At 74.3% G+C, this 22,486-nt stretch carries 22 protein-coding genes; 7 read left to right on the top strand and 15 right to left on the bottom strand.

Annotated elements, in window-relative coordinates; translation table 11 throughout:
• Positions 1-28 precede the first annotated feature (28 nt).
• The 9 genes from LRS74_RS21425 to LRS74_RS21385 all read right to left on the bottom strand — a co-directional run bounded on the left by LRS74_RS21425 (position 29) and on the right by LRS74_RS21385 (position 8,823).
• Positions 29-958, bottom strand: a complete 930-nt coding sequence (locus LRS74_RS21425; protein WP_277742514.1) for a beta-ketoacyl synthase N-terminal-like domain-containing protein — start codon at positions 956-958, stop codon at positions 29-31.
• Positions 955-2,196 carry a beta-ketoacyl synthase N-terminal-like domain-containing protein gene (locus tag LRS74_RS21420; protein WP_277742513.1) on the bottom strand — a complete coding sequence of 414 codons (1,242 nt, stop codon included), beginning with the start codon at positions 2,194-2,196 and terminating at the stop codon, positions 955-957. The genes LRS74_RS21425 and LRS74_RS21420 overlap by 4 nt, the downstream gene beginning before the upstream one ends.
• Before the next feature lie 16 nt (positions 2,197-2,212).
• Positions 2,213-3,196, bottom strand: a complete 984-nt coding sequence (locus tag LRS74_RS21415) for a hypothetical protein (protein WP_277742512.1) — start codon at positions 3,194-3,196, stop codon at positions 2,213-2,215.
• Positions 3,196-4,023 (bottom strand): alpha/beta hydrolase, encoded by an 828-nt coding sequence (locus tag LRS74_RS21410; RefSeq protein ID WP_277742511.1) that lies wholly within the window; start codon positions 4,021-4,023, stop codon positions 3,196-3,198. Before LRS74_RS21410 ends, LRS74_RS21415 begins: the two co-directional genes overlap by 1 nt.
• Positions 4,020-5,063 carry a beta-ketoacyl synthase N-terminal-like domain-containing protein gene (locus LRS74_RS21405; protein ID WP_277742510.1) on the bottom strand — a complete coding sequence of 348 codons (1,044 nt, stop codon included), beginning with the start codon at positions 5,061-5,063 and terminating at the stop codon, positions 4,020-4,022. Before LRS74_RS21405 ends, LRS74_RS21410 begins: the two co-directional genes overlap by 4 nt.
• Before the next feature lie 118 nt (positions 5,064-5,181).
• Positions 5,182-6,327 carry a beta-ketoacyl synthase N-terminal-like domain-containing protein gene (locus tag LRS74_RS21400; protein ID WP_277742509.1) on the bottom strand — a complete coding sequence of 382 codons (1,146 nt, stop codon included), beginning with the start codon at positions 6,325-6,327 and terminating at the stop codon, positions 5,182-5,184.
• Positions 6,324-7,571, bottom strand: coding sequence for a beta-ketoacyl-[acyl-carrier-protein] synthase family protein (locus tag LRS74_RS21395; protein ID WP_277742508.1), 1,248 nt, complete (start codon positions 7,569-7,571; stop codon positions 6,324-6,326). Before LRS74_RS21395 ends, LRS74_RS21400 begins: the two co-directional genes overlap by 4 nt.
• A gap of 39 nt (positions 7,572-7,610) precedes the next feature.
• Positions 7,611-7,862: an acyl carrier protein gene (locus LRS74_RS21390; RefSeq protein WP_277742507.1), complete on the bottom strand. Its 252-nt coding sequence runs from the start codon at positions 7,860-7,862 to the stop codon at positions 7,611-7,613.
• A gap of 178 nt (positions 7,863-8,040) precedes the next feature.
• Positions 8,041-8,823, bottom strand: a complete 783-nt coding sequence (locus LRS74_RS21385; RefSeq protein ID WP_277742506.1) for a DNA-binding response regulator — start codon at positions 8,821-8,823, stop codon at positions 8,041-8,043.
• A gap of 498 nt (positions 8,824-9,321) precedes the next feature.
• On the opposite strand from LRS74_RS21385, the gene LRS74_RS21380 reads away from it, so the two are divergent.
• From LRS74_RS21380 to LRS74_RS21365, 4 genes are all read left to right on the top strand, one after another.
• The gene (locus LRS74_RS21380) at positions 9,322-10,890 is read left to right on the top strand and encodes an MFS transporter (RefSeq protein WP_277742505.1); all 1,569 of its coding nucleotides are present in this window, start codon (positions 9,322-9,324) and stop codon (positions 10,888-10,890) included.
• Between the two features lie 277 nt (positions 10,891-11,167).
• Positions 11,168-12,184: a zinc-binding dehydrogenase gene (locus LRS74_RS21375; protein WP_277742504.1), complete on the top strand. Its 1,017-nt coding sequence runs from the start codon at positions 11,168-11,170 to the stop codon at positions 12,182-12,184.
• 61 nt (positions 12,185-12,245) lie between these two features.
• Positions 12,246-13,046, top strand: coding sequence for an LLM class F420-dependent oxidoreductase (locus LRS74_RS21370; protein ID WP_277742503.1), 801 nt, complete (start codon positions 12,246-12,248; stop codon positions 13,044-13,046).
• Positions 13,043-14,320, top strand: coding sequence for an MFS transporter (locus LRS74_RS21365; protein WP_277742502.1), 1,278 nt, complete (start codon positions 13,043-13,045; stop codon positions 14,318-14,320). Before LRS74_RS21370 ends, LRS74_RS21365 begins: the two co-directional genes overlap by 4 nt.
• A 28-nt stretch (positions 14,321-14,348) precedes the next feature.
• On the opposite strand, the gene LRS74_RS21360 is transcribed toward LRS74_RS21365, so the two are convergent.
• From LRS74_RS21360 to LRS74_RS21340, 5 genes are all read right to left on the bottom strand, one after another.
• Positions 14,349-15,401 (bottom strand): ABC transporter substrate-binding protein, encoded by a 1,053-nt coding sequence (locus LRS74_RS21360; RefSeq protein ID WP_277742501.1) that lies wholly within the window; start codon positions 15,399-15,401, stop codon positions 14,349-14,351.
• Between the two features lie 62 nt (positions 15,402-15,463).
• Positions 15,464-15,997, bottom strand: coding sequence for an ABC transporter permease subunit (locus LRS74_RS21355; RefSeq protein ID WP_277744863.1), 534 nt, complete (start codon positions 15,995-15,997; stop codon positions 15,464-15,466).
• A 567-nt stretch (positions 15,998-16,564) separates the two neighbouring features.
• Positions 16,565-16,825: an acyl-CoA carboxylase subunit epsilon gene (locus tag LRS74_RS21350; RefSeq protein WP_277742500.1), complete on the bottom strand. Its 261-nt coding sequence runs from the start codon at positions 16,823-16,825 to the stop codon at positions 16,565-16,567.
• A 236-nt stretch (positions 16,826-17,061) separates the two neighbouring features.
• Complete coding sequence (locus LRS74_RS21345; RefSeq protein WP_277742499.1) at positions 17,062-17,739, bottom strand: DNA-binding response regulator; 678 nt, start codon at positions 17,737-17,739, stop codon at positions 17,062-17,064.
• A 460-nt stretch (positions 17,740-18,199) separates the two neighbouring features.
• Positions 18,200-18,997: a hypothetical protein gene (locus tag LRS74_RS21340; RefSeq protein ID WP_277742498.1), complete on the bottom strand. Its 798-nt coding sequence runs from the start codon at positions 18,995-18,997 to the stop codon at positions 18,200-18,202.
• A 397-nt stretch (positions 18,998-19,394) separates the two neighbouring features.
• On the opposite strand from LRS74_RS21340, the gene LRS74_RS21335 reads away from it, so the two are divergent.
• The 3 genes from LRS74_RS21335 to LRS74_RS21325 all read left to right on the top strand — a co-directional run bounded on the left by LRS74_RS21335 (position 19,395) and on the right by LRS74_RS21325 (position 21,737).
• On the top strand, positions 19,395-19,886 hold the full coding sequence (locus LRS74_RS21335) for a hypothetical protein (protein WP_277742497.1): 492 nt from the start codon (positions 19,395-19,397) through the stop codon (positions 19,884-19,886).
• Between the two features lie 193 nt (positions 19,887-20,079).
• Positions 20,080-20,862: a DsbA family protein gene (locus LRS74_RS21330; protein WP_277742496.1), complete on the top strand. Its 783-nt coding sequence runs from the start codon at positions 20,080-20,082 to the stop codon at positions 20,860-20,862.
• Positions 20,859-21,737 (top strand): cytochrome c biogenesis CcdA family protein, encoded by an 879-nt coding sequence (locus LRS74_RS21325; RefSeq protein WP_277742495.1) that lies wholly within the window; start codon positions 20,859-20,861, stop codon positions 21,735-21,737. Before LRS74_RS21330 ends, LRS74_RS21325 begins: the two co-directional genes overlap by 4 nt.
• Before the next feature lie 44 nt (positions 21,738-21,781).
• On the opposite strand, the gene LRS74_RS21320 is transcribed toward LRS74_RS21325, so the two are convergent.
• A complete protein-coding gene (locus tag LRS74_RS21320) occupies positions 21,782-22,468 on the bottom strand; it encodes a nucleoside/nucleotide kinase family protein (RefSeq protein ID WP_277742494.1) in 687 nt (228 codons plus the stop codon).
• Positions 22,469-22,486 lie beyond the last annotated feature (18 nt).

Genomic DNA, 22,486 nt, shown 5'->3' with positions numbered 1-22,486 from the left:
CGCCGTGTCGCTTCTCCCGCGTGCCGCCTCACCGGCCGTCGGCTGGCGGGTCCGCGGCCGGGGTGACCCGGCAGACGGCGAGATGTCCCTCGGCCGCCGCGGTGACGACCAGGGACGGCGGCGCCCCGGCGCGCAGCGCCCCGGCGATCCGCAGCAGCGGCTCCAGCGCGCCGGGGCCGGCGGGGACCCGCTCGACGTCCGCGCCCAGGGTCGCGGCGACCGCCTCGGCCACCGGGGAGTCGTCGAGCACCGCCGTGACCGGTGCGCCGTCCAGCGGGCCCAGCGCCTCGGCGACCGCGCGCGCCGCGAGGGCGTCCGGCGGCAGGAAGGCGGTGCGGACCGCGAGCCGGCCGTGGCCCCGGCCGCCCCGGGCCGTCGCGGCGGCGGCCGGCTCCAGCACCAGCGCCACCGCCCCGGCCTCGGCGGCCTCCCCCGCGGCCGGGTCGCCGAGGGCGGCCTCGGCGACCCCGGTGACCAGCGCCCGGGCCCGGTCGGCGGCCAGGCAGCGGATCCCGGTCGCGATGGCCTCCAGGCCGGCCACCCGGGGGGTGGTCAGGGTGAGGTTGAAGCCCTTGACGGCGTGCTCGGTGGCCAGCTTGGTGCTGAAGAGGTTCACCGAGAAGTACGGGGCGGTGGGCGGGAAGAGGTCGTCGGCGCCGCGCTTCCCCCGCAGCACGGTGTCGTCGATCCCCTCGTGCACCGCGTGCACCGCCGTGTTGGTGCCGACGGCCGCGCCCCGGTGGCCCGGGTCGACCGCCGCCAGGGCGTCCCCGCCGTGCGCCAGCGCGCGCCGGGCGGCGGCCAGGAAGTACTGGGAGGCGGCGGGCAGGTACTTGTAGCCGCGCCGGCCGAGTTCGGTGCGATGGTCGAACCAGCCCTCGACGGGCGGGCCTTCCGGGCACACCACCCCGATGCCCGACACCACCACGTCCAGGGCGTCCCTCCGACCCGCGCTCATGCGGCCGCCTCCCCGAGCTCCGGCGCCGGCCCGAACACCAGCGAGACGTTGTTGCCCCCGAAGGCGTAGGCGTCGACCAGGACGTCGGGCGCCGCCAGCCGGCCTTCCGCGGCCGGCAGCCGCACCGGGCAGCGCGGATCGAGACGGCCGACCGGCACGTTGGGCGGCACGGTGCGGTGGTGCAGCACCAGCGCGGCGGCGACCGCGCCGAACGCCGCGGCGGCGCCGCCGGTGTGCCCGAGCAGCGCCTTCAGGCTGTAGAGCGGCGGCCCGCCCGCGTCCCCGCCCAGCACCTCGCCCAGCACCCGGCTCTCCACGACGTCGTTGAGCTCGGTCCCGGTGCCGTGCGGCACCACGCAGCCGATGTCGCCGCCCTTCGCCCCGGCCTCGGCCAGCGCCCGCCGCATCGCGCGGCCGATCTGCTCGCCCTCCGGCTCCGGCGCGGTCTCGTGGTGGGCGTCGCAGCTCCAGCCCGCCCCGGCCAGCCGGGCGTACCCCCGGCGCGCCCCACGGCGCCGCGCGTGGGCCGCGGACTCCAGGACCAGCACCGCCGCGCCCTCGCCGAAGACCGCGCCCCGGCGGTCCGCGTCGAACGGCCGGCAGCGCTCGGGGTCGATGGCGCCCATCGCGTTGAAGGCGGCCAGGCCGACCCGGCTGTAGGCGTCGGCGCCGCCCGCGACGACCACGTCGGCCTCGCCGCAGCGGATCAGGTCGGCGGCGATCGACAGCGCGAAGCCGCCGGCCGAGCAGGCGTTGCTGACGCTGGTGCCGGCCCCGCGCGCCCCCAGCCAGCCGGCGACCGCGGAGGCCACCGGGAAGAGCGGCGCCCAGCGGTCGCCGGTCGCCGCCGCGCCGGCGCGGCGCCGCTCGTGCAGCTCCGCGTCGCCCATGCCGCTGCCGATGACGACCGCGACCCGGGACGGGTCGACGGCGGCCGGGCCGGCGAGCCCGTCCGGCCCGCCAAGACCGGCGTCGGCGACCGCCTCCCGCGCCGCCGCCAGCGCCAGCCGCGAGCAGCGCCCCAGCTCCAGCCCCTGGTGGTCCGCGGGCCCGGCGGGCAGGTCGGCCTCCGGCACCAGGTACATCAGCGGGTGCGGCATCCGCGCGTGCGGGTCGGGCACCCGGGTCGGGGCGCTGGTGGCGGCGCGCATGCCGCGCCACAGCCGTGCGGTGCCCGAGCCCTGGCAGCTCACCGTGCCCAGCCCGGTCACCACCACGTCGACATCGGCGTCGTTCATGGGGACTCCCGCCCGCTCACTGACCGCGGATCGCGTCGAGCACCCGGTCGTCGAAGGAGACCAGCCGCCAGTCGCGGCGGTTGTCGATCACCGCGTACCCGTGCACGATCCGGCCGGACTGGACCAGGTGGAGCGCGCCGTCGCGGATCACGTAGTTGTCCATCCGGGAGGTGTAGGTGAAGTCCTTGAAGACCTCCTCCACGGTGTAGACGGTGTAGAGGTCCTCCTCCATCAGCGCCTCGTCGACGATGCGGACCGTGGAGCGCGGCACGACCGGGATCCACCGACGGTCGTCCAGCAGCGTCTTGATGGAGATGCCGCGGTCGGCGACGAACCGGTCCTTGGCCTCCTCCATCAGCCGCAGATAGCCGGAGAGCTGGAGCCGCTCGGTGAAGTGGCAGTACGGGTAGGGGATGTTCCACTTCCAGGCGTAGGCGTTGCGGCCGGTGGTCAGCGCCGTCAGCACGGCCCGCTCGTCGCCGCCGCCCGCGAGCGCCGCGTTGGCGGCCGCGGTGAACTCCGGGCCGGGGTCGGCCACCGGGGGCAGCTCGACGCCCAGCCGGTCCACCGCGAACGGGGCGAGCTCCGCCGGCACCTCGGCCGCCGCCTCCAGGTAACGGTCCACGCGCAGCGCGAGCCGCACGTTCGAGGTGACCGCCTTGAGGGTCTCGCCGTTCCGCTCGACCCGGATGGTCACCTTGAAGGTGAGCGCCTCCTCGCCGCCCTTGGCCACCGGCACCACCTCGGCCTCGGCCTCGTCGTCCAGGTGGAAGGCGTGCAGGATGCGGGTGTCCATGGTCGTGAAGTCCAGGCCCAGGCCGTGCTCCTCGTACAGCGCGCGGGCCGGCAGCCCGGACTGCGCGAAGTGCACCAGGACCGCCTCTTCGACGAGGTAGTTGACGTGCTTGAACCCGATCCAGGTGCAGATGTTGGAGCCCTCGTAGCGGGGCCGCAGGCGCACCGTCGTCGCCTCGTTCAGCAGCGACTTGGTCAGCGTCATCAGGTGTGCTCCATCGATGTGCCGGGGTCTCCGGGCCGCGGCCGGACGGAGACCGAGTGAAGGAAGTCATGGGCGGCCGCGGCGAACTCGTCGGCCTGCTCGACCATGGAGAAGTGACCGGCGCCGGGCAGGATGGTCACCTCGGCGGCCGGCAGCGCCGCGCCGAGCGCCTCGGAGTCGGCCGGGAAGGCGGCGAAGTCCTTCTCGCCGCCGACGATCAGGAACGGCATCCGCATGCGGTCGGTGCCCAGCCGCGGGGTGCCCAGATAGGTGTCGAAGAAGCGCACCCAGCCGTACGGCCCGATGCGGTCCTGCACCTTGAGCGCCATCCCGTGCCGCACCTCGGGGCCCACCCGGCCGGCCGAGCTGACCCGGAGGCCGTCGTCGAGGATGCGGTAGAAGTCGTTGAGGTAGTACGAGATGGTCTCCCAGCTGAAGTCGCCGGCCTCGGCCCGGTAGAACGGCGAGACCAGCACCACCCCACGCAGCGCCGCCGCCGCGGGCCGGGCCCGGTCCAGCCAGGCGAGCAGCGCGCCGGCGCCGAAGGAGTGGGCCAGCACGACCTGCGGCCCGCCGGGCACGGCGGCCACCGCCTGCTCGATCCAGTCGGCCGCCGGGCACTCGGCCCAGCCGGGCACTCCGCTGCCCCGCCAGGGCAGTTCGGCGGCCCACAGCTCGCACTCCTCCGGCGCCCGCTCCGCGAAGGGCTCCCACACGGAGGCCCCGCTGGCCAGCCCGTGCAGCATCAGCACCCGCAGCGGGGTGCGCCCGGCCGCCGCCGGGCGCATCCGCCGCAGTTCCACGGGCTGGGTCGGGCCGACGATCACGCCGACTCCCCCGCCGGGGCCGTGACCAGCAGTCCGGCCACGCCGTCCGTGGTGTCGTCGCCGCTGGTGAGCAGCGCCGCGGGCGCGGACCCGGGCGCGGCCGGACCCTGCGCGCCGAGCCAGCCGACCGCCGCGGCGCACTGGAGCACACCGTGGGCGCCGGAGGCGCGGCCGTAGCGACGGGAGACGTCGTGGCGCGCGACGCCGGCCAGCGCCGGGTCGGGTGCCGCCGCCGGCTCCGGGTGCCGCTCGGGCGTGAACCAGACGCCGGGTGCGGTGTCGGTCTCGGCCAGCACGGCCTTGAGGCACGTCGCGAGGCCGGCCTCGCGGTGGTAGCCGCCGAGGGCCGCCAGCGGGCGGGCGCCGCGGGCGCGGGCGGCCTCGGCGTCCGCGGCGTTCTCCAGGACCAGCGCCACCGCGCCGTCGAGGAGGTCCTCGGGGCCCTGGCCGAGCAGCTTCTCCACGACCTCGTTGTGGGTCTCGACGCCGACCACCAGCGCCCGCCGGAGCCGGCCCGCGGCGACCAGGTTCGCGGCCCAGTGCAGCGCGTCGAGGCCCGAGGTGGCGCCGTTGCAGAGCATGACGTTGGGCCCGCGCAGGCCGAAGCGGATGGCGATGGTGGAGGCCACCACGTTGCTGGAGGCGTTCGGCAGCCCCATCGGGCTGATGTGCCGCACCGACTCCCGGGCGATCTCGTCGGCCACCTGGCACACCGTGTCCAGGTTGCCGAGGTTGGAGCTGGCCACCACGCCGACGGAGGTGGCGGGCTCGGTGAGCCGCTCGCCGTCGGCGGGGATCAGGCCTGCGTCGCGCAGCCCGGCCGCCGCGGCGGCCAGCGCCAGTTGGGTCGACCGGTCCTTGTAGCGCAGCCCCTTGCGGCCGATCAGCGCGGCCGGGTCGACGGGCGCGAGCGGCTCCGCGGCCGGTCCGCCGGGGGTCTCCCCGGCCGCCACCACCGCGCGCAGCAGGGCGCCCGGGTCGGCGGGGCCGCCCGGCAACGCCAGGCCGACGCCCGTCACAACGGTCTGTACGGTGCTCATCCCATCTCCTCATCCGCTTGCGCGCCGGTCCGGCGGGGCGGGGCGCTCACCGTCCCCGGGCGCCCGGCGGCGACCGGCCGGCCTCGGCGCGCGCGGGCGCGTCCCTCGGGGGCGCCGCTCACCGGTCCGTCCTCTCCACGATCGCCACCGCGTTGACACCGCCGAAGCCGAACGCGTCGACCTGGGCGACGCGCAGGTCGGCGGCGGTCACGGGCTCCCGGGCGAAGCGGAAGTCGGCCGCCTCGTCGACCGGCTGCTCCAGGCCGACGGTGGGCGGGACCCGGCCCGAGGCCAGGGCGCGCAGCGCGACGATGAGGCTGACCAGACCGGAGCTGCCGGCGGTGTGGCCGGTCATGGACTTGATGGCGGTCATCAGCGGCCCGCCGACGTCGGCCCCGTAGACCTGGGCGATGGCCGCGGCCTCCGCCTCGTCGTTGAGCAGCGTGCCGGTGCCGTGCAGCAGCACCAGGTCGACGTCGTCCGGCTTGACCCCGGCCCGCGACTGCGCGTCGCGCACCGCCTCGGCGATGCCCTGCGGATCGGGCGCGGTGGCGTGGTACGCGTCGCAGTTCATGCTGACCGCGCGCAGCCGACCCAGGGCGCCGGACCGCTCCTCGGGGGTGTCGCGGCGCAGCACCACCGCTGCGGCCCCGTCGCCCATCAGCACCCCGCGCCGGTCCCGGTCGAAGGGCTGGACGCGCTCGGGCGGGTCCATGTGGACCCGGTCCAGCAGCCCGTACATGGACTCGGTGAGGGTGTCCACGCCCGCCACGATCACGGTGTCCGCGGCGCCGCCGGCGATCATGTCGCTGCCCATGGCCAGCGCGTAGAGCGAGGCGGAGCAGGCGCCGGCGAAGGTGTAGGTGCGGTCGGCGCCGAAGCGCTCGCGGAGCGCGGTGCCGAAGTGCAGCCGGTCCTGCTCGTAGGCGGCGCCGTCGCGGTAGCCGAGCTCGGCCGAGCGCAGCTCGCGCAGCCCGGTGCCGACGAGCACCGGCACCCCGCCGAGGTCCTCGCCGAGCCCGGCCTGGGCCGCGGCCTGGCCGACGGCACGCAGCAGCCAGTCGGTGGCGCGGCCGGGGACGTCCGGGGCGTCGCCGGCGGGTCGGTCGTCGATCTCGTACGCGTTCTGGGCCCGGTAGCGGCTGCGGTCGAAGCCGCGCAGCGGGGCGAGGCCGCTGGTGCCGGAGCAGAGGGCGGCGAAGATCTCCTCGACGCCGTCGCCCACGCTCACCACGGCACCGGCGCCGGTCACCAACTGGCTCATGAGGACGCACCTTCCCGCTGCCGGTCCCAGCTGCCGAAGATCACGACGGCGTTGTTGCCGCCGAAGGCCAGGCCGTTGTTCTGCACGACCTTCAGGTCCGCCTCGATCGCCCGGTTGGGCACGCAGTCCAGCCCGCACTCGGGGTCGGTCTGGACGTGGTTGATGGTCGGCGGGATGAACCCCTCGGTGAGGGCGAGCGCGCAGCCGATGGCGGCCAGCGCGCTGGCGGCCCCCATGCTGTGGCCGAGCATCGACTTGATGGAGACGGTGCGCGGCGGGGCCTGGTCGCCGAAGACCTGGCGGATGGCGCTGGCCTCGGTGACGTCGTTGGCCTTGGTGCCGGTGCCGTGCGCGGAGATGAAGTCGACCTCCTCCGGCTTGACGCCCGCGTTGTCCAGGGCGAGCCGCATGCAGCGGGCCACGCTGTCCTGGTTGGGGGCGACGGGGTGGTGGGCGTCGCAGTTGAGTCCGTAGCCGAGGACCTCGGCGTAGATCCGCGCGCCGCGCGCCACGGCGGACTCCAGCGACTCCATCAGCAGCACGCCCGCGCCCTCGCCGGTGAGGATGCCCTTGCGGTCGATGTCGAAGGGCTGGCAGCGCTCGGGGGCGATGGTGCCCAGGCGGTAGAAGCCGGTGAAGGTCTTGCGGCACAGCGCGTCGGCGCCGCCGCAGAGGGCGAACTCGACGTCTCCGCTGCGGATGGCGTCGAAGCCGTAGCCGATGGCGTAGTTGCCCGCCGCGCAGGCGGTGGGCAGGGTGACCGCCTCCACCCGGCGCAGCGCGAACTCCTGCGCGATGGCCGCCGACAGCCTGCCCGCGGGAACCCGGCGGGCGACGGTGGCGTCCATGTGCTCCGGGCCCTGCCGCACCTCCTGCTCGACCAGGTGGTCCAGGTCGCGCGATTCACCGTCGGTGGTGCCGATGGAGACCAGGCACGGGGAATCCCGCAGCCGTTCCTCGGAAAGGCCGGCGTCGGCGACGGCCATACGGGCCGCGGTCACCGAGAACTGGCTCGCCCGGCCGAGGGTCTCTATATCCAGATTCCTAATCCACGGCTCGGGGTCGAAATCCAGGATCTCGCACGCTATCGCGTGGTCGAACCCGGTGGTGTCGAATGCGGTGACCGGCTTTGCCGCGCTCTTTCCGGCGCGCAGTCCGGAAAGAAACTCCGCGGCGCCGATACCGATGCTGGACACCGCACCGAGGCCCGTGATGACGACCCTGCGGGCCGGCTCTTCATGCATCGTGGAACTGCCTCCTCCGCAGCCCGCTCCGGAAGCGGACTACCAGCCCGCCGCTTCGGAAACGACCTGGTAGACGCCGCTCAGGTGCACCATGCGGCCCAGCTCGGACTGGTCGATGACGACGCCGAACTCCTTCTCCAGGGCGGCCAGGATCTCGATCGCGCGCAGCGAGTCGGCGTCGTGGTCCTCCTTGAAGAGGCTGGTTTCCGTGACCTCGTCCGGCTCGATCTCAAGGATGTCGCAAACGAGCTCCTTGATGGTTTCCTGACGTTCTGCGGCAAGGGCGGTCATATACCGCACACCTCCATTTGCGTCATGGGCTTCGCTTGAACGCCCTTGACGCTAGGGGCCCGTAGAACGGGGACACAAGGCCACGGTCCACTACCTGTCACCGGGCCGCGAAGTGCCGTTGCGAGATGTCACATAACTGCACTCTCGCTGTTCGCCGGGCGGCTTCGGCGCCCTTCGGTCACGGGGATTCACGGTCCATGAGGCCCGCGCGCACGGCGCGCACTCCGGCCTGGAACCGGGACTCGACCCGGAGGTCGCGCATGATGTCGGCGACGTAGCGACGGTAGGTGCGGACGGAGAGCCCGAGCTTGCGGGCGGCCGCGTCGTCCTTGTAGCCCTCGCCCATGAGGGTCAGCACCTCGTGCAGCACGCGGCCGCGGGCGCCGCCCTCGAAGGACAGCGGGCGCATCGGCTTGCGGGCGGTGTCCCACATGTCGGCGAGCAGCCGGTGGACCATGTCGGCGACGGTGGAGTTCTGGATCATCGAGGCGCGGGATCCGCCGCGTTCACCGGAGGCGGCATCGGGGGCGATCACCGCGGCGCCGTCGACCACCACCAGCTCCTGGCGGACCGCCGCGGAGGTGCGGACCTCCACGGCGCCGCCTAAGGCGCCGACCGAACGCGTCCACAGCGGGCCGCGGATCACCTCCGGCGGACACAGCAGCCGGGACCGCACGCCCTTGCCGGCCAGCTGGGACAGGGTCTGCGCGATCAGCTTGGCGTGCGCCTCGTCCGCCATCCGTGGCAGCGCCCAGACCACCTCGCGCTCGGCGCGCAGCACCAGCCGGGCCACCCAGCCGGCCACTTCCTCGCCGCCGACGGGCAGTTCGGAGGTCAGATAGGCGAGCGTGGAGCGCCGGTGGTGGTGCACCGCGGACTCCAACAGCCGAAGCGCCTCCCCCAGGGCCGCTTCCAGGCCACCGCCGTCCGCGTCCTCACCCGTGCCCGACTCAGTATCCACTCGGTCCACTCGGTCCCCAGCGCCCACTTCTCCACCAAAAGGCGCTCGGCGGTTTTGTTGAATTCCGAAATGGCTCAAAGGGCACCCCCGTTACCTTTGGCGCGCGGGCGCCGAGATCGGTGCTCACACAGCTTCACAGTAGCCAGGCGGCGCGCGACACGGCAAGAAAGATCAATACCAATCGCCCCCTTCAGGCAGCCATGCGGCAAGCATGGACATGAGGACATCGGGCGACAAATCCCGCCAACCCGCCGAGGCGGCTTCTCTCGTTACCCACTCTGACGTGCGGGAAGACCCCATTCCGCAAAGTGGCGCGAAGTCTCACTCGGCGGCGCGCCGCCCCGAGTGGCAGTCTGCCGTCAACGAGCGGAAAGCAGCCGCGACTTGATAACGCTGCGCCCCACACCGACCGATTGATAACTTGCCGTCAAGCCGGACCTGCCACTTGCCGCACGACCAGGACCCGTATCCCACGCGGTCCCGAAAGGCGCCGCACACATGGCCGCACCGAACACCGCGCCCAACTCCGCGCCCAGCCCCTCCGGCACGTCGCCCGATTCCGCCGGGCCGCCCACCGGGCGGCAATGGCTCGCCCTCTGCGTGCTCGTCCTCGCCCAGCTGGCCGTCTGGCTGGACAACACCGTTCTCAACGTCGCGCTCAAGACACTGGCCGACCCCCGCGACGGACTCGGCGCCAGCCCCAACCAGCTCCAGTGGAGCATCAGTTCCTACACCCTCGTCTTCGCGGTGCTGCTGTTCACCGGTGGCGTGCTCGCCGACCGCTACGGGCACCGCAACCTGCTGCTCACCGGCATGCTGGTGTTCGGCGCGGCCTCCGGCTGGGCCGCGTACGCCGGCTCCGCCACCGAACTGATCGTGGCCCGGGGCGCCATGGGCGTCGGCAGCGCGCTGATCATGCCGGCCACCCTCGCCCTCATCGCCCGCGTCTTCGACCAGCGGCACCGCGCCACCGCCATCGCCATCTGGTCCGGATCCAGCGGGCTGGCCATCGCCGCCGGCCCCATGCTCGGCGGGGCGCTGCTGGACCACTTCTGGTGGGGATCGGTCTTCCTCATCAACGTGCCGATCGTCGTGCTCTGCCTGGTCGGCTCGTTCGTCTACCTGCCGGGCGCGGCCACCAAGGTGCGGCAGAAGTTCGACCCGCTGGGCGTCGCACTCTCCACGGCCGGGCTGTTCGCCATCGTCTGGGGCATCATCGAGGGCGGCCATCGCAACGACTGGAGCGACCCCGCCATCCTGGGCTCACTCGCCGGCGGGCTGGTCCTGGTCGGCCTGTTCGTCGTCGTCGAGCTCCGTGTCGACAACCCCAGCTTCGATGTGCGGCTCTTCCGCAACGCCCGCTTCACCGGCGCCAGCGTCGCCGTGATGCTGGTCTTCTTCGGCCTCAACGGCTCCATGTACTACACCAGCTTCTACCTCCAGGGTGTGCACGGCCAGTCCCCGCTGACCTGTGGGCTGACCCTGGCTCCGGTCGCCGCCGGGGTGCTGCTCGGCGCGCCGCTGTCGGCCCCGCTGGCCAAACGGTGGGGAGTGGGCCCGGTGGTGGCGACCGCCATGCTCACCGCCGCCGTCGGCTTCGGCTCGTACGTCTTCCTCGACCAGCACAGCGGGCTCGGGCTCTTCTGGGTGTTCCTGGTCCTCCAGGGCCTGGGCATGGGCGCCGCCGTCGCCCCCACCACCGAGGCGATCATGGCCGTGCTCCCCGCCGACCGCACCGGCGCCGGCTCCGCCGTCAACAACTCCATGCGCCAGATCGGCGGCGTCCTCGGCGTCGCCGTCCTCGGCTCGGTGCTCACCGGCGTCTACCGCGACCGGATCACGCCGAAGCTCGACGCCGTCCCCGCCCGCTACGCCGACACGGCCCGTGAGTCCGCCGAGTCCACCCGGCTCCTCGCCGACCGCCTCGGCCTGCCGAATCTGTCCGGCTTCGCCGACGCGAGCTTCGTGCACGCGATGCACGTGGCGGCGGTGGTGGGCGGCGTGGTCGCCGCGCTGGGCGGCGTGGTGATCTGGAGCGCGTTCCGCCGCGGGCGCGGCCAGGGCTGACGTACGGAGTCGCCCGGGCCCCGGCACGCGGGTGCGCTCGTGTCGCACGGGTCGTGGGTCACGGTCGCTCGGCACCGCCGAGAGGCACCGTCGGACGTCTCGCCGTCGCGGCGGGATGAACACGCCGCTTCCCCGGGAATCCGAGGTGGCGCACCGTCAGTTCCCTTGTACACCTGCCACCTTGCCCTTCGGGGCCCGACGGTCATGGATCTTGCCTCGCGCTCCGGGCAGGTCATAGCCTCCGGACACAACGTCTTGTATTCGGAAGGCAGTTCCCATGCGCACAGCTGTCATCACCGCGGCGGGTCGGGTCGAGGTCGGCGAGATACCCGTGCCCGAGGTGGGCGATTCGGAGGTGCTCGTGCGGATCGCCGCCTGCGGGCTGTGCACCATGGAGGGCAATCTCTACGCGGGTCGCATGCCCGTCTACCCCACGGCCGCCGGGCACGAGGTGTCCGGATGGGTGGAGCGGGTCGGGGCGCGGGCCGCCGAGCTGGAGGACACCCCGGCCGTCGGTTCGCTGGTCACCGTGGACCTGCTGACCCGCTGCCGCGCCTGCCGCGCCTGCCGCCGGGGCGACTCCGCGATCTGCGCCGCGCCGCAGGGCGGGGTGCGCTCCGACGGGGCGATCACCATGGGCGCCGGACTGTCGGAGTACGTCCGGGTGCCGGCCGGGCACGTCTGGTCCGTCGGTGACGCCGACCCGGCGCTGGCCGCCATGGGCGAGCCGCTGGCCTGCGTGGTCCACTCGCTGCGGCGCGGCGCCTTCCGCCCCGGCGACCGGGTCACCGTCATCGGCGCCGGCTTCATGGGCCACCTCCACCTGGCCCTGGCCCGCCACTTCCAGGCCCGCGGCGTGGTGGTCGTCGAGCGCGACGAGCAGCGCCGCGCCGCCATCGAGCCCGCCGGGCCGGACGCGGTCGTGGGGCCCGAGCGGCTCGCCGAGCTGGAGAAGGCGGACGTGGTGTTCGTGACCATCGCCAGCGCCCCGGCCATCGCCACCGCGCTGGAGGCGGTCGCCGACGGCGGCCGGATCGTGCTCTTCGGCGGCTCCCCGGACGGCCCGCCCGCCGAGCTGCCCGGCTACGAGGTGCACCGCCGCCAGCTCACCGTGACCGGCTCCTACAGCCAGGAGCCCGAGGACTGGCGCACCGCGGCGGAGCTGCTGCGCGGCGGCGCGCTGACCGAGCGCCTGGAGCGGCTCGTCACCGCCCGCTACCCGCTGGACGAGGTGGAGAAGGCACTCAGGCAGACGGCCGAGACCCCCGTCTACCGGGTCGTCGTCACCCCCTGACCCGCTCCCCGGCGCGCCCCCGCCCGGGTGCGCGGCGCCGTCCCGCCCCGAAAGGACCACCGTGTCACAGCTCCACCGCGCCGGCCCGCGCGTCGGCGTCCAGCTCCATCCGCAGCACACCGACATCGGGGAGCTGCGCGCCGCCTGGCGCGCGGCCGACGCGCTCGGCGTGGACTCGATCTGGACCTGGGACCACTTCCTGCCGCACACCGGCGACCCGGCGGGCCGCCACTTCGAGTGCTGGTCGCTGCTGTCGGCGATGGCGGTGGACACCGAGCACGCCGCCCTCGGGTCGCTCGTCAGCTGCACCGCCTTCCGCAATCCGCATGTGCTGGCCGACATGGCCCGCACCGTGGACCAGCTCAGCGGCGGCCGTCTGGTGCTGGGGCTCGGCGCCGGCTGGTTCGAGGCCGAGCACACGGCGTACGGGCTGCCGTTCCCGGGTCCGGCCGCGCGGATGGACGCCTTCGCGGAGTCCGTTCGGACGATCAAGGAGCGGCTGGGGAGGCTCAACCCCGGCCCGGCCGGCGAGCTGCCGCTGCTGATCGGCGGCGGCGGGCGGAAGCGGACGCTGGAGCTGGTCGCCCGCGAGGCCGACCAGTGGAACTGGTACGGCTGGGCCTCCGCCGACCCGGTCGCCGAGTTCCGGGAGCTCAGCGGGGTGCTCGACGGCTGGTGCGAGCGGGTCGGCCGGGACCCGGGCGAGGTGGCCCGCACGGTGATGATCAACCCGGACCAGCTGCGGCTGGTCGAGGGCTTCGCCGCGGCCGGCGCGGTGGAGGTCGTGGTCTCGCTGCCGGCGCCCTACGACCTGACGGTGGTCGAGAAGCTGATGAAGCTCCGGGGCGCGCCGGGCGCATGACCACCGCCCCGGTCCGGCCCGCCCGGCTGGGCGGGCCCTTCACCGCCCTCATGGCCTGCCTGCTGCTGTCCAGCCTCGGCAACGGCCTGTGCTTCCCGTTCACCTCGATCTACATCAGCGAACTGCTGGGGCTGGGCTCGGGCGGCGCCGGCGGGTACTTCATCGCCATGGCCGCCGCCAGCTTCGCCGCCGCGCTGGTCGGCGGCCCGCTGGCCGACCGCGCCGGGCCGCACCGGGTCGCGGCGGCCGGCGGCGGCGCGCTGGGCGTCGGCTACGCCCTGCTGGCGCCGGCCGACGCCATCTGGCTGGTGCTGGTCTCCGGCGGCTGCGTCGGCGTCGGCTTCGGGCTCTTCTACGCCTCCGTCGTCGGCGTGGTCGACGCCGCGGTCCCGGAGAGCAGGCGCCGCACCGCCTTCACCATCCGACACATCGTCAACAACGCGGGTATCGGCGTGGGCTCGGTCGTCGCCGGCCTGGCGCTCCAGGGCGCGGACACCCCGGCAGGCGTGCTGCGCTGGCTGTACCTGGCCAACGCGGCCGCCGCGCTGCCGCTGGTCGCGGTGGTGTGGGCGCTACGGCCGCGGCGGACGGGCCGGGACACGGGTGCGGGCGCGGGTGCGGACGAGGGGGCCGCGGAGCGGCCGGCGGCCGCCGGGCCCACGTACCGCACGCTGTTGCGCGCCCGCCCGATGGCGCTGCTCGTCCTCGCCCAGGCGCTCTTCGCGATCGTCGGCTTCACCCAGATCGAGGCCACCGTGCCGCTGCTGCTGCACGACCGGATGGCGGTGACCCTGGGCTGGGTGAGCGTGGTGATCGCCGCCAACTCCTTCGCCCTGGTGGCGCTGCAACCGCTGGGCCGGCGCTGGTTCGAGCGGCTGCCGGAGACGGTGAGCCTGGCGGCGGGGCCGGTGCTGTGGGCGCTGGCCTTCGGCTGCGGCTGGCTCGCGGTGCTGCTCGGCGACACCGGCGGCCCCGCGGCGCGCTACGGGCTGCTGCTGGCCTTCGCGGTGCTCTTCGCCGCCGGCGAGCTCACCTACTCCTCGGCGTTCTATCCGCTGCTGCTGCGCTGGGCGGGTGAGTCGGCGACCGGCCGGGCCGGCGCGCTGGCCTCGCTCGCCTGGAACCTGGGCACCGCCACCGGCCCGCCGCTGGGTCTGTTCGTCATCGCCCACGCCTCGGCGGGCGGCAGCTGGGCGGTGCTCGCCGCCGGCGCGGGCGCGGCCTTCGCGGTGGCCGCGGCCCTGCACCGCCGGGCGGCGAGCGGCGCCGACTGAGTCCGGCCGGTCGGCTCCGGCCGGCCGGTCAGGACTTGGGCAGATAGTCGCTGTCGTACGCCTCCTCGGGCTGCACCTTCTTGTCCAACAGCCCCTGCTCGTACATGAAGTCGGCCATCCTGCCCCACACCTGCGGGTCGATGTAGCCGATCTCGCCCTGCTGGTTGCGCATCAGCGGCTCGGTGGCCTTGAGGACCGCGAGCGCGTTCTCCTGGCGCTTGGAGTCGCCCAGCCCCGGGATGTACCCCTTGCTGAGCTTCACGGCCTCCTCGGGGTGTTCGATCGTGTACCGCATGCCGCGCAGCGAGGCGTCGACGAACTTGCGGATCTCGTCGCCCCGCTTGTCGAGGGTCTTCTGAGTGGAGCCGAGCGACGGGCCGACCAGGGATTCACCCCCCTCGCCCGTGTCCAGGGTGATGGCGCGCACCGGAATGCCGGATTCCTTGAAGGCCACCCCGTCGTTGTTGACATAGCCCATGACGCCGTCGACCCGCTTGCCCTTCAGGGCCGCCTGCTGGGTGAAGCCGATGTACTGCACGTCGGCGTCCTTCTTGGCCAGCCCCGCCTCCTTGAGCAGGGCGAGCAATCCGAAATAGGTCTCGCCGAATTCGCCGGGGGTTCCCAGTTTCTTGCCCTTGAGGTCCTCCGGCTTACGGATGTCGGAGTCCTCGGGGACCAGCAGGGCGACCGGGTATTTGTGGTAGACGGTGGCGATGTCGACCACCGACAGACCCTTGGAACGGGCCTGGAGCATTTCGTCCCCACCCGCGTAGATCACATCCTCGCGGCCCTGCTTGAGCGCCCCGAAGAGGTCTTCCGCGGCCCCGTGGTGGCGCAGGTTCACCTTGATGCCGGCGTCCTTGTAGTAGCCCTTCTCCTGAGCCACGTAGAACGGCGCGAACTGGATGTTCGGGCTGTAGGTGAGCCCGATGGTGACGGTGTCGCCGCTCTTGCCCCCCTCGCCGTCCGGCTCCTCGGCGCACGAGGTCAGTGCGGCGATGGCCGTCACCGACAGCAGGGCCGCCCCGATGGCGCGGCGTCTGCTGACCGGGCGCTTGGCTGTTCCCTGTGTGGAAAGCAACGAATTCTCCTCAAGGACTCACGGATGAAGTGGATGTTCCCTACGGCACGGAGCGTGCGCGCTCAGCGCTCCACGAGCCGCTCGACCAGGCGCACCGCCCCGTAGACGACGGCGGCGAGCAGGCAGAGCATGACGAGCGTGCTGAACAGGCCCAGGGTGTCGGCCTCCTGGCGCTGCACCGACAGCAGCTGACCGAGCCCCTCACCGCCCATGACGAACTCGCCGACCACCGCGCCGGTGATCGACAGGGTCAGCCCGTTGCGGACGCCGGTGAGGATGGCCGGCAGGGCCAGCGGCAGCTCGATGTGCCAGAGCATCCGCCACCACCCCACGCCGTCCACCCGGGCCGCGCCCAGCACGTCCGGGTCGATCGCGCGCAGCCCGAGCACCGTGTTGACCAGGATCGGGAAGAAGACCAGCAGCGCGCAGAGCACGGCGATCGGCAGCAGCCCGTACCCGATCCACAGCCCGAGCAGCGGGGCCAGCGCCACCGCGGGCATGGCCTGGGTGGCGGCCACGTACGGCTGGAGCGCGGCGGCCGCGATCCGGTTGCGGGCGATGAGATAGCCGAGCGGCAGCGCGACGCCGATGCCCATGCCGCCGCCGGCGGCCGCCTCCCAGGCCGTCTCCCGGGTGTACTCGGGCAGGTCACCATGGAGCAGCTCGTCGGTGAAGTGCCGCGCCAGGCTCCAGGGGGTCGGCAGGAAATACGTCGAAACGGCACCGGTGCGGGTGGCGGTGTCCCAGGCGATGAGCAGCGCTAAACCGAGCAGCAGCGGAGGCAGCACCGCGCGCCGGAACACCCCCGCGCCACCCTGTTGATTTCCCCGGGACTTTCGTGCTCGCCCCGTATGCGGCGCATTCGTGCCGTACCCGATCGGCGTCGCCTGCCTGTGTCGCGCCTGCGGTACCGGCCCGTTGTCGACGCGCGTCAACACGGCCGCACCTCTTCTGCGCCTCTCCGTCATCCCCAAAACCCCTTGCATTACCGGCTGTTACCGGATCATCGGCACGCCTGAACGCAACCTATCGCCAGCACGCTCCGGTTCACAATGTGGACGGAGAAAGCCGAATTGGGTGGTGGGGCTGGTGTGTTCCGCGCTTACCGGAATCACCGTTCCGCTTAGCCGGTGCGCGGCCTTCCGTCGCTCCGCGACGAATTCCTACGGCGTCACCGGGGTCCGCGGAAGGGACATCCAGGAACGCGGCGAGCAGCCGTCCGGCAACCCCCGCCGCCAGCCGGGGTCGGTGGGCCGCCTGTCCTGTTTCGCGCCCCGCTCCACCGCGGCCGAGCGACGGGCCAGGGCGAGCAACACCGAGGTGGCAGCGGCCAGTTCGTCGGGGCTGGGGTTGCCGCGGATGACCTTGACGAGAGCGGGCCCGAGCGGCCCCTCTATGGCGAGTTCGGCGGTGGTGGTCGTCATGCCGGGCACTCCAAGGTCGCGGATGGGCGAGGTGTCGCGTGTGGCGCGCGTTCGCGCGGACGGGCGGTGCCACCGGCACCCCGGCGCACGGCCCCGGCATCGCGATCATCACCCTACGAGCCGCCCTTCGCGCGGCGACAGCGGATCGCTGGAGGCTGTCCGCAAGAGGACAACGGGCGGTCCGGGAACGGCACCTCCGGGCCGAACCGCCGCCCCGAGAGGCCGTCGGGGCGCCGTCAGCGGTCGGGCAGGATGCCCAGTTCGGAGGCGAGGACCCCGGCCTGGAAGCGGGAGCCGGCGCCGAGGAGGTCGAGGATGCCGGTGACGTACCGACGGTAGGTCCGCACGGAGACCGCGAGTTCGCGGGCGGCGGCCTCGTCCGTCACCCCGTCGCGCAGCCGCTCCAGCACGCGCCGCACCATCTCCGCGCGGGCCGGGTCGGCGCCGTCCAGCGGACCCGCCGCGGGGGTGGCACCGCCCCAGACGCTGCGGAGCATCGCGTGTAACGCGCCCACGACGGAGGGGTCCTCGACGACGGAGGCCGCCCGCCCGCCGTCACGGCCGCCGTCCGTCGACGCGGGGCAGACCAGCGCGGTACGGCCGTCGGCCACGACCAGGGTCGGCAGCGGGACCGTGGCGATCCGCACCCGGCCCGCCCCGTATCGCCGCGCCCAGCCGGCCGGCGGGCGAGCGCAGAGCAACCGCAGCTCCCGCGGCTCCTCGACCCGCGCGGCCAGTTCCGCCAGCCCCGCGTGGACCGCGGCCAGCCGCGCGCCGGCCGCCGGCAGCACCACGTAGACCCCGCGGCGCGCGCCCTCGACCACCTGCTCGGCCGCCGCCAGCACCGCGGCGTCGGCCACCGCGACGCCCGCGACCAGCGCATGGCGGGCCTGGCGGTCCCGGTGCTCCCCCACCGTCGACTCGATCAGGTCCCGGACCGCCTCCAGCGTCCGCTCCAGGGAATCCGGCCCGTGTGGGCGGGCGCCCCCGCCACCGCCGGAACCACCACCCGAACCGCCCCGGGGGCCCGGCCGGGCCTCCGGCCCGACGCCCCCGCGCTCGGCGGACGCGCGTCCCGCGCCCGCGCGCCCGTCGGCCCTGTCGCATCCCCCGCGACCGACTCCACCCTCCGGGCCGGCCCCGTCGTATCCCCCGCGACCGACTCCACCCTCCGGGCCGAGCGCGCCGCGTCCGCCGCCGCCTGGCCCGACGGCGGCGGACACTCCCCCTGGCGCCCCCCGTAGCGGTCCCCCCGCGGATCCCCGCGATCCCTGCGAGGGGCCGCCCCGACCCCGGGCCGGTGGCTCCGGCAACATGCGCCTCATCCCCGTGTCATCCCGTCCCCCGTCCGTGCGTCGACGCCCGGCCGCCGGGTCAGCGGCGGCCCGGCAGCAGCCCCAGTTCCACCGCGCGCGCCCCGGCCTGGAAGCGCGAGCTCGCGCCGAGCTCGCGCATGAGCTCGGCGACGTAGCGCCGGTAGGTGCGCAGCGACACCCGCATCGCGCGGGCCGCGACCTCGTCGGTGTGCCCGGTGCACAGGCACTCCAGGATCCGGCGCGCGGTCTGCGGGCTGAGCCGGCCGCCCAGGCGCGGGTAGTCGGCGAGCGGTTCCGCGTTCTCCCAGGCGCCGGCGAAGAGCAGGTCGAGGGCGCGCACGGTGGCGGAGTCCTCCACCAGCGACGCCTGGCGGGGTGCCCGCTCGGGCGGCGGCGCCATATAGGCGACGCGGCCGTCGACCAGCAGCGCCTCCTGGAGTTCGACGTCGGCCACCCGCACCTCGCGGCGCGGACCGCCGCGCACCGCCGAGCCGACCCGGCTGTCGTCCACCGTGCGCGGCACGCACAGCAGCCGTACGGCGAGGTGCTCCCCACCCCCGTCGGCCGCCAGCCGGTCGAGCGCGGTGAGCAGCGCGGCCTCCTGTTCGCTGCCGCCGGACAGGATGGCGCTGACGCTGCGGACCGCTCCGCGGACCAGTCGTTCGACGGCGTCGGCGGGCCCCGCGCCCACCAGGGACGCCCGTTCCAGTTCGTGGCGGTGCCGGACGACGGTGGACCGGATCAGATCGCGCGCGGCGAGCAGCGCGCGCTCCACCTCGTCCCGCTCCGGAACGTCCCGCACCGGTCCCGGGCCCGGCATGCGCTCCGGCCCGTGCCTCATCGGAAGACCAGCCATGACTTCCCCTGACCCGGCGCGGTGGACGATTCCCCGAGGAATTTCTCTTCTGCCTGAATGCGTGAGTCGGCCGCAGAAATCGAAACCGTGACGACAGTAATTCGCGCACAGCGACGACGTCAACGCGTGGAGTAAGGCAAAGAGTGGGCAAAGCCCCCAGCCTCGCGCCGGGTTACGCGGAATGGAGCGCGCCGGCGCGCACGTGCTGTCAGCAAGCTGCCGGTATCCCCGGGGAGGGACCGGAACCGGGCACGGAGCGCGGCGGCGAGACGACCGAAAGCGACTGCGGATGGGCGTCGCTGTCCGCTTGCTGCCAGCGTGTCTACGATGGATCGCTCAGGGTGGAGGAGCACTCACGCTTGAGTGGAGGAGTGAAGGAGTGAGAGGGGGGAGGCGCATGCTGCCGCTGAGGCGCGGCGCGACCGCGCGTGTCCCCGGCGTTCCGACGCTACTCCTCCCACCCCTGCTCGCGCTGGCGTTGCTCGTGCTCGGCTTGGGTCTCGTCTCGCCGACGGCCCTCGCGACCACCTCCCCCTCGGCCGGCCGGCCGGCCCTCGCGGCGACCGCGGCGCCGACCGGCCCGGCGACCGCCGCGGCCACCAGCCCGGCGGACCCCTCGGGGACCGCCCTGGCCGCGGCCGTCCGAGCGGGCACCGCCGACCGCGCCCTGGCGCCGCGGGCGCCCGCGCAGTGCGAGAACGGCGAACATCCGGCCTCCGACGGCGCGTCGGCCACGCTCTCCGGCCCGCGCCATCTCGACCCGCTGTCGCACCCCGGCACCGGCCACGGCGCCGGGCCCGCGCACCGCACCCCGCGCGCCGTGCCGCCGCGCGCACCGCCGCTGCCCCCGACGGGCTGCGCGGAACTCCTCCCGGTCCTCAGGCTCTAGGCCGCCCCCGACCGGCCACCCCGCGCCTCGCGCCCTCGCGCCACGCGTCCCGGTGCCACGGCCCTCGTGCCATGCGCCCCCGTGCCATGCGCCCTCGTGCCGTGCGCGCCCTCGCGTCGCGGGCCCTGGCACCGTCGCGCCGGCCGGTCCTCGGCATGCCCGGATCCCGTATGACCTCATCAGGAGCACCTCCATGCCCGCACGCGGCACCACCACCCGGCGACTCGCGGCGATCGGCGCCGTCGTCGCGCTCATCGTCGCGCTCGTCGCCACCACCCTCGCCTTCACCCAGGGCGACGACGACTCCGCACCGGCCGCCGACGCCCCCGCGGGACAGCGCACCACCGACCCCGAGCGGCAGCGGCTCTACGACCAGCTGACCAAGGCCACCGCGCGGCGCGAGGGCGGCGACAAGCTGGCCCTCGGCCGCCACGACGCGCCCGTGGTGCTCGTCGAGTACGCCGACTACCAGTGCTCGTACTGCGGCCGCTTCACCCGCGAGACCCAACCGAAGCTGATCCAGAAGTACGTCGACCGCGGGGTGCTGCGCATCGAGTTCCGCAACTTCACCGTCTTCGGCGCGGACTCCGAGCGGGCCGCCCGCGCCTCCTGGGCCGCCGCCCAGCAGGGCCGCTTCCGCCCGTTCCACGACACCCTCTTCGCCAAGCTCCGCAAGGGCGACGCGCTCGCCAAGGACAAGCTGATCGACCTGGCCGAGGAGAGCGGCGTGCGGGACCTGGACCGCTTCGCCGAGGACATGGAGGGCTCGGACGCCAAGGCGGCCCTCAAGCGGGACGCGGAGGAGGGCTACCGCATCGGCGTGCAGTCCACCCCGTCCTTCCTGATCAACGGGCGGCCGGTGGCCGGGGCACAGCCCACCGAGGTGTTCGAGCAGGTCATCGACGAGGCGCTGGCGGCGACCAAGGCGGGCGGCGGCGCGGAGCGGCCCGCGGGCCCCAAGGCGGACGGCAAGTGACGGACATCGGCTATCTGGCCGCCTTCCTCGGCGGTGCCCTCGCCCTGTTCAGCCCCTGCAGCGCGCTGCTGCTGCCCGCGTTCTTCGCCTACTCCCTCTCGTCACCGGGACGGCTGCTGGCGCGTACCGGCGTCTTCTACCTCGGGCTCGCCACCACGCTGGTGCCGATCGGCGCGGCCTCCAGCGCCGCCAGCCGCCTCTTCAACGGCCATCGCGAGCTGCTGATCTCCATCGGCGGCTGGACGGTGATCGCGCTCGGCCTCGCGCAGATCCTGGGGCTGGGCTTCGCCTCCCGCCGCGCCCAGGCGGCCGCGGGCCGGATCACCCCGCGCTCGGCCGCCTCCGCCGCGTCCACCTTTCTGCTCGGCTGCGTCTACGGACTGGCCGGCTTCTGCGCCGGGCCGATCCTGGGCGCCGTGCTCACGGTGACCGCGATCAGCGGCAACGCGGTCTACGGGGCCTCCATGCTGGCGGTCTACGCACTGGGGATGGCCCTGCCGCTGTTCCTGCTGGCCCTGCTGTGGGATCGCTTCGAGCTCGGTCGGCGACGCTGGCTGCGCGGCCGCGAGCTGTCGTTGGGCCGGCTCCGGCTGCACACCACCTCTCTCCTCTCCGGCGTCTTCTTCATCGGCATCGGCGCTCTCTTCCTCCGCTACAACGGCACCTCCGCGCTCCCCGGCGTCCTCGACGCCGACCAGGAGTTCGCCCTGGAGCGCGCGGCGCGGCGGATCGGGGACGCGGTACCGGACTACGCCCTGCTGGCGGTGGTGGCGCTGGTGGTGGCCGCGGCCCTCGCCCGGGTCGCCCTGCGACAGCCCCGCCCGGAGGAGGAGACGGAACGGGGCGGACAGCCCGGCCCCGGCGGGGCCCGCTGACGATCGACGCCCCCTCGCGGTACTCCCCGCCGAGCGCCCAGCGCCTAGGGCAGCCGCACCGGTGCGAGCACCCGGTCGCAGCGGGACCTGCTCCGCTTCACCAGCTCTCCGTTGGGGTGGTCGTTGTCCGTCACCCAGGCGGCCGCGGCCCCCGCGTCGCGCCCGCCCGCCAGCTGTCGGGCCACCAGACGCTCGTGCCGGACCTCGTCCGGGGCCTCCAGGTACCACAGCGCGGCCAGGTGGCGGCGGGCGTCGCGCCAGCCCGGGGTGTCGCAGCCGAGGTAGTTCCCCTCGGTGATCACCAGCGGGGCCCCGGGCGCCAGCCGGTGCCGGGCGGCGACGGGCTCATGCAGGGTGCGGTCGTAGTCCGGCACATAGATCTCGCGCTCGGGCTCGGCGACGACGCGGTGCAGCAGCGCGGCGTAGCCCCACACGTCGAAGCTGGGGGCGGAGCCCTTACGGGAGGCGAGCGCCAGCCGCTCCAGCTGGGCGTTGGAGAGGTGGAAGCCGTCGAGCGGAAGGTAGCCGGCGGTGTCGGGGCCGTGGCGCCGGTTCACCTCCGCGACCAGCGCCCGGGCCAGGGTCGACTTCCCGGCGCCGGGCGGCCCGGCGATGCCCAGCACCCGACGCCCGGGGGCGGCCCCGGCACCGCCCGCGGCACGGTGCCCGGCGTCCGCGGGGGAGCCGCCGCGCAGTTCCCAGGCGTCCTCCGCCAGCTCTGCGATGTCCATGCGGGCCACCCTAGGGCG

The sequence above is a fragment of the Streptomyces sp. LX-29 genome, assembly GCF_029541745.1.
Lineage (GTDB): Bacteria > Actinomycetota > Actinomycetes > Streptomycetales > Streptomycetaceae > Streptomyces.
The sequence above is the reverse complement of the archived record's forward strand: the minus strand, read 5'-3'. Positions and strand labels throughout refer to the sequence as shown.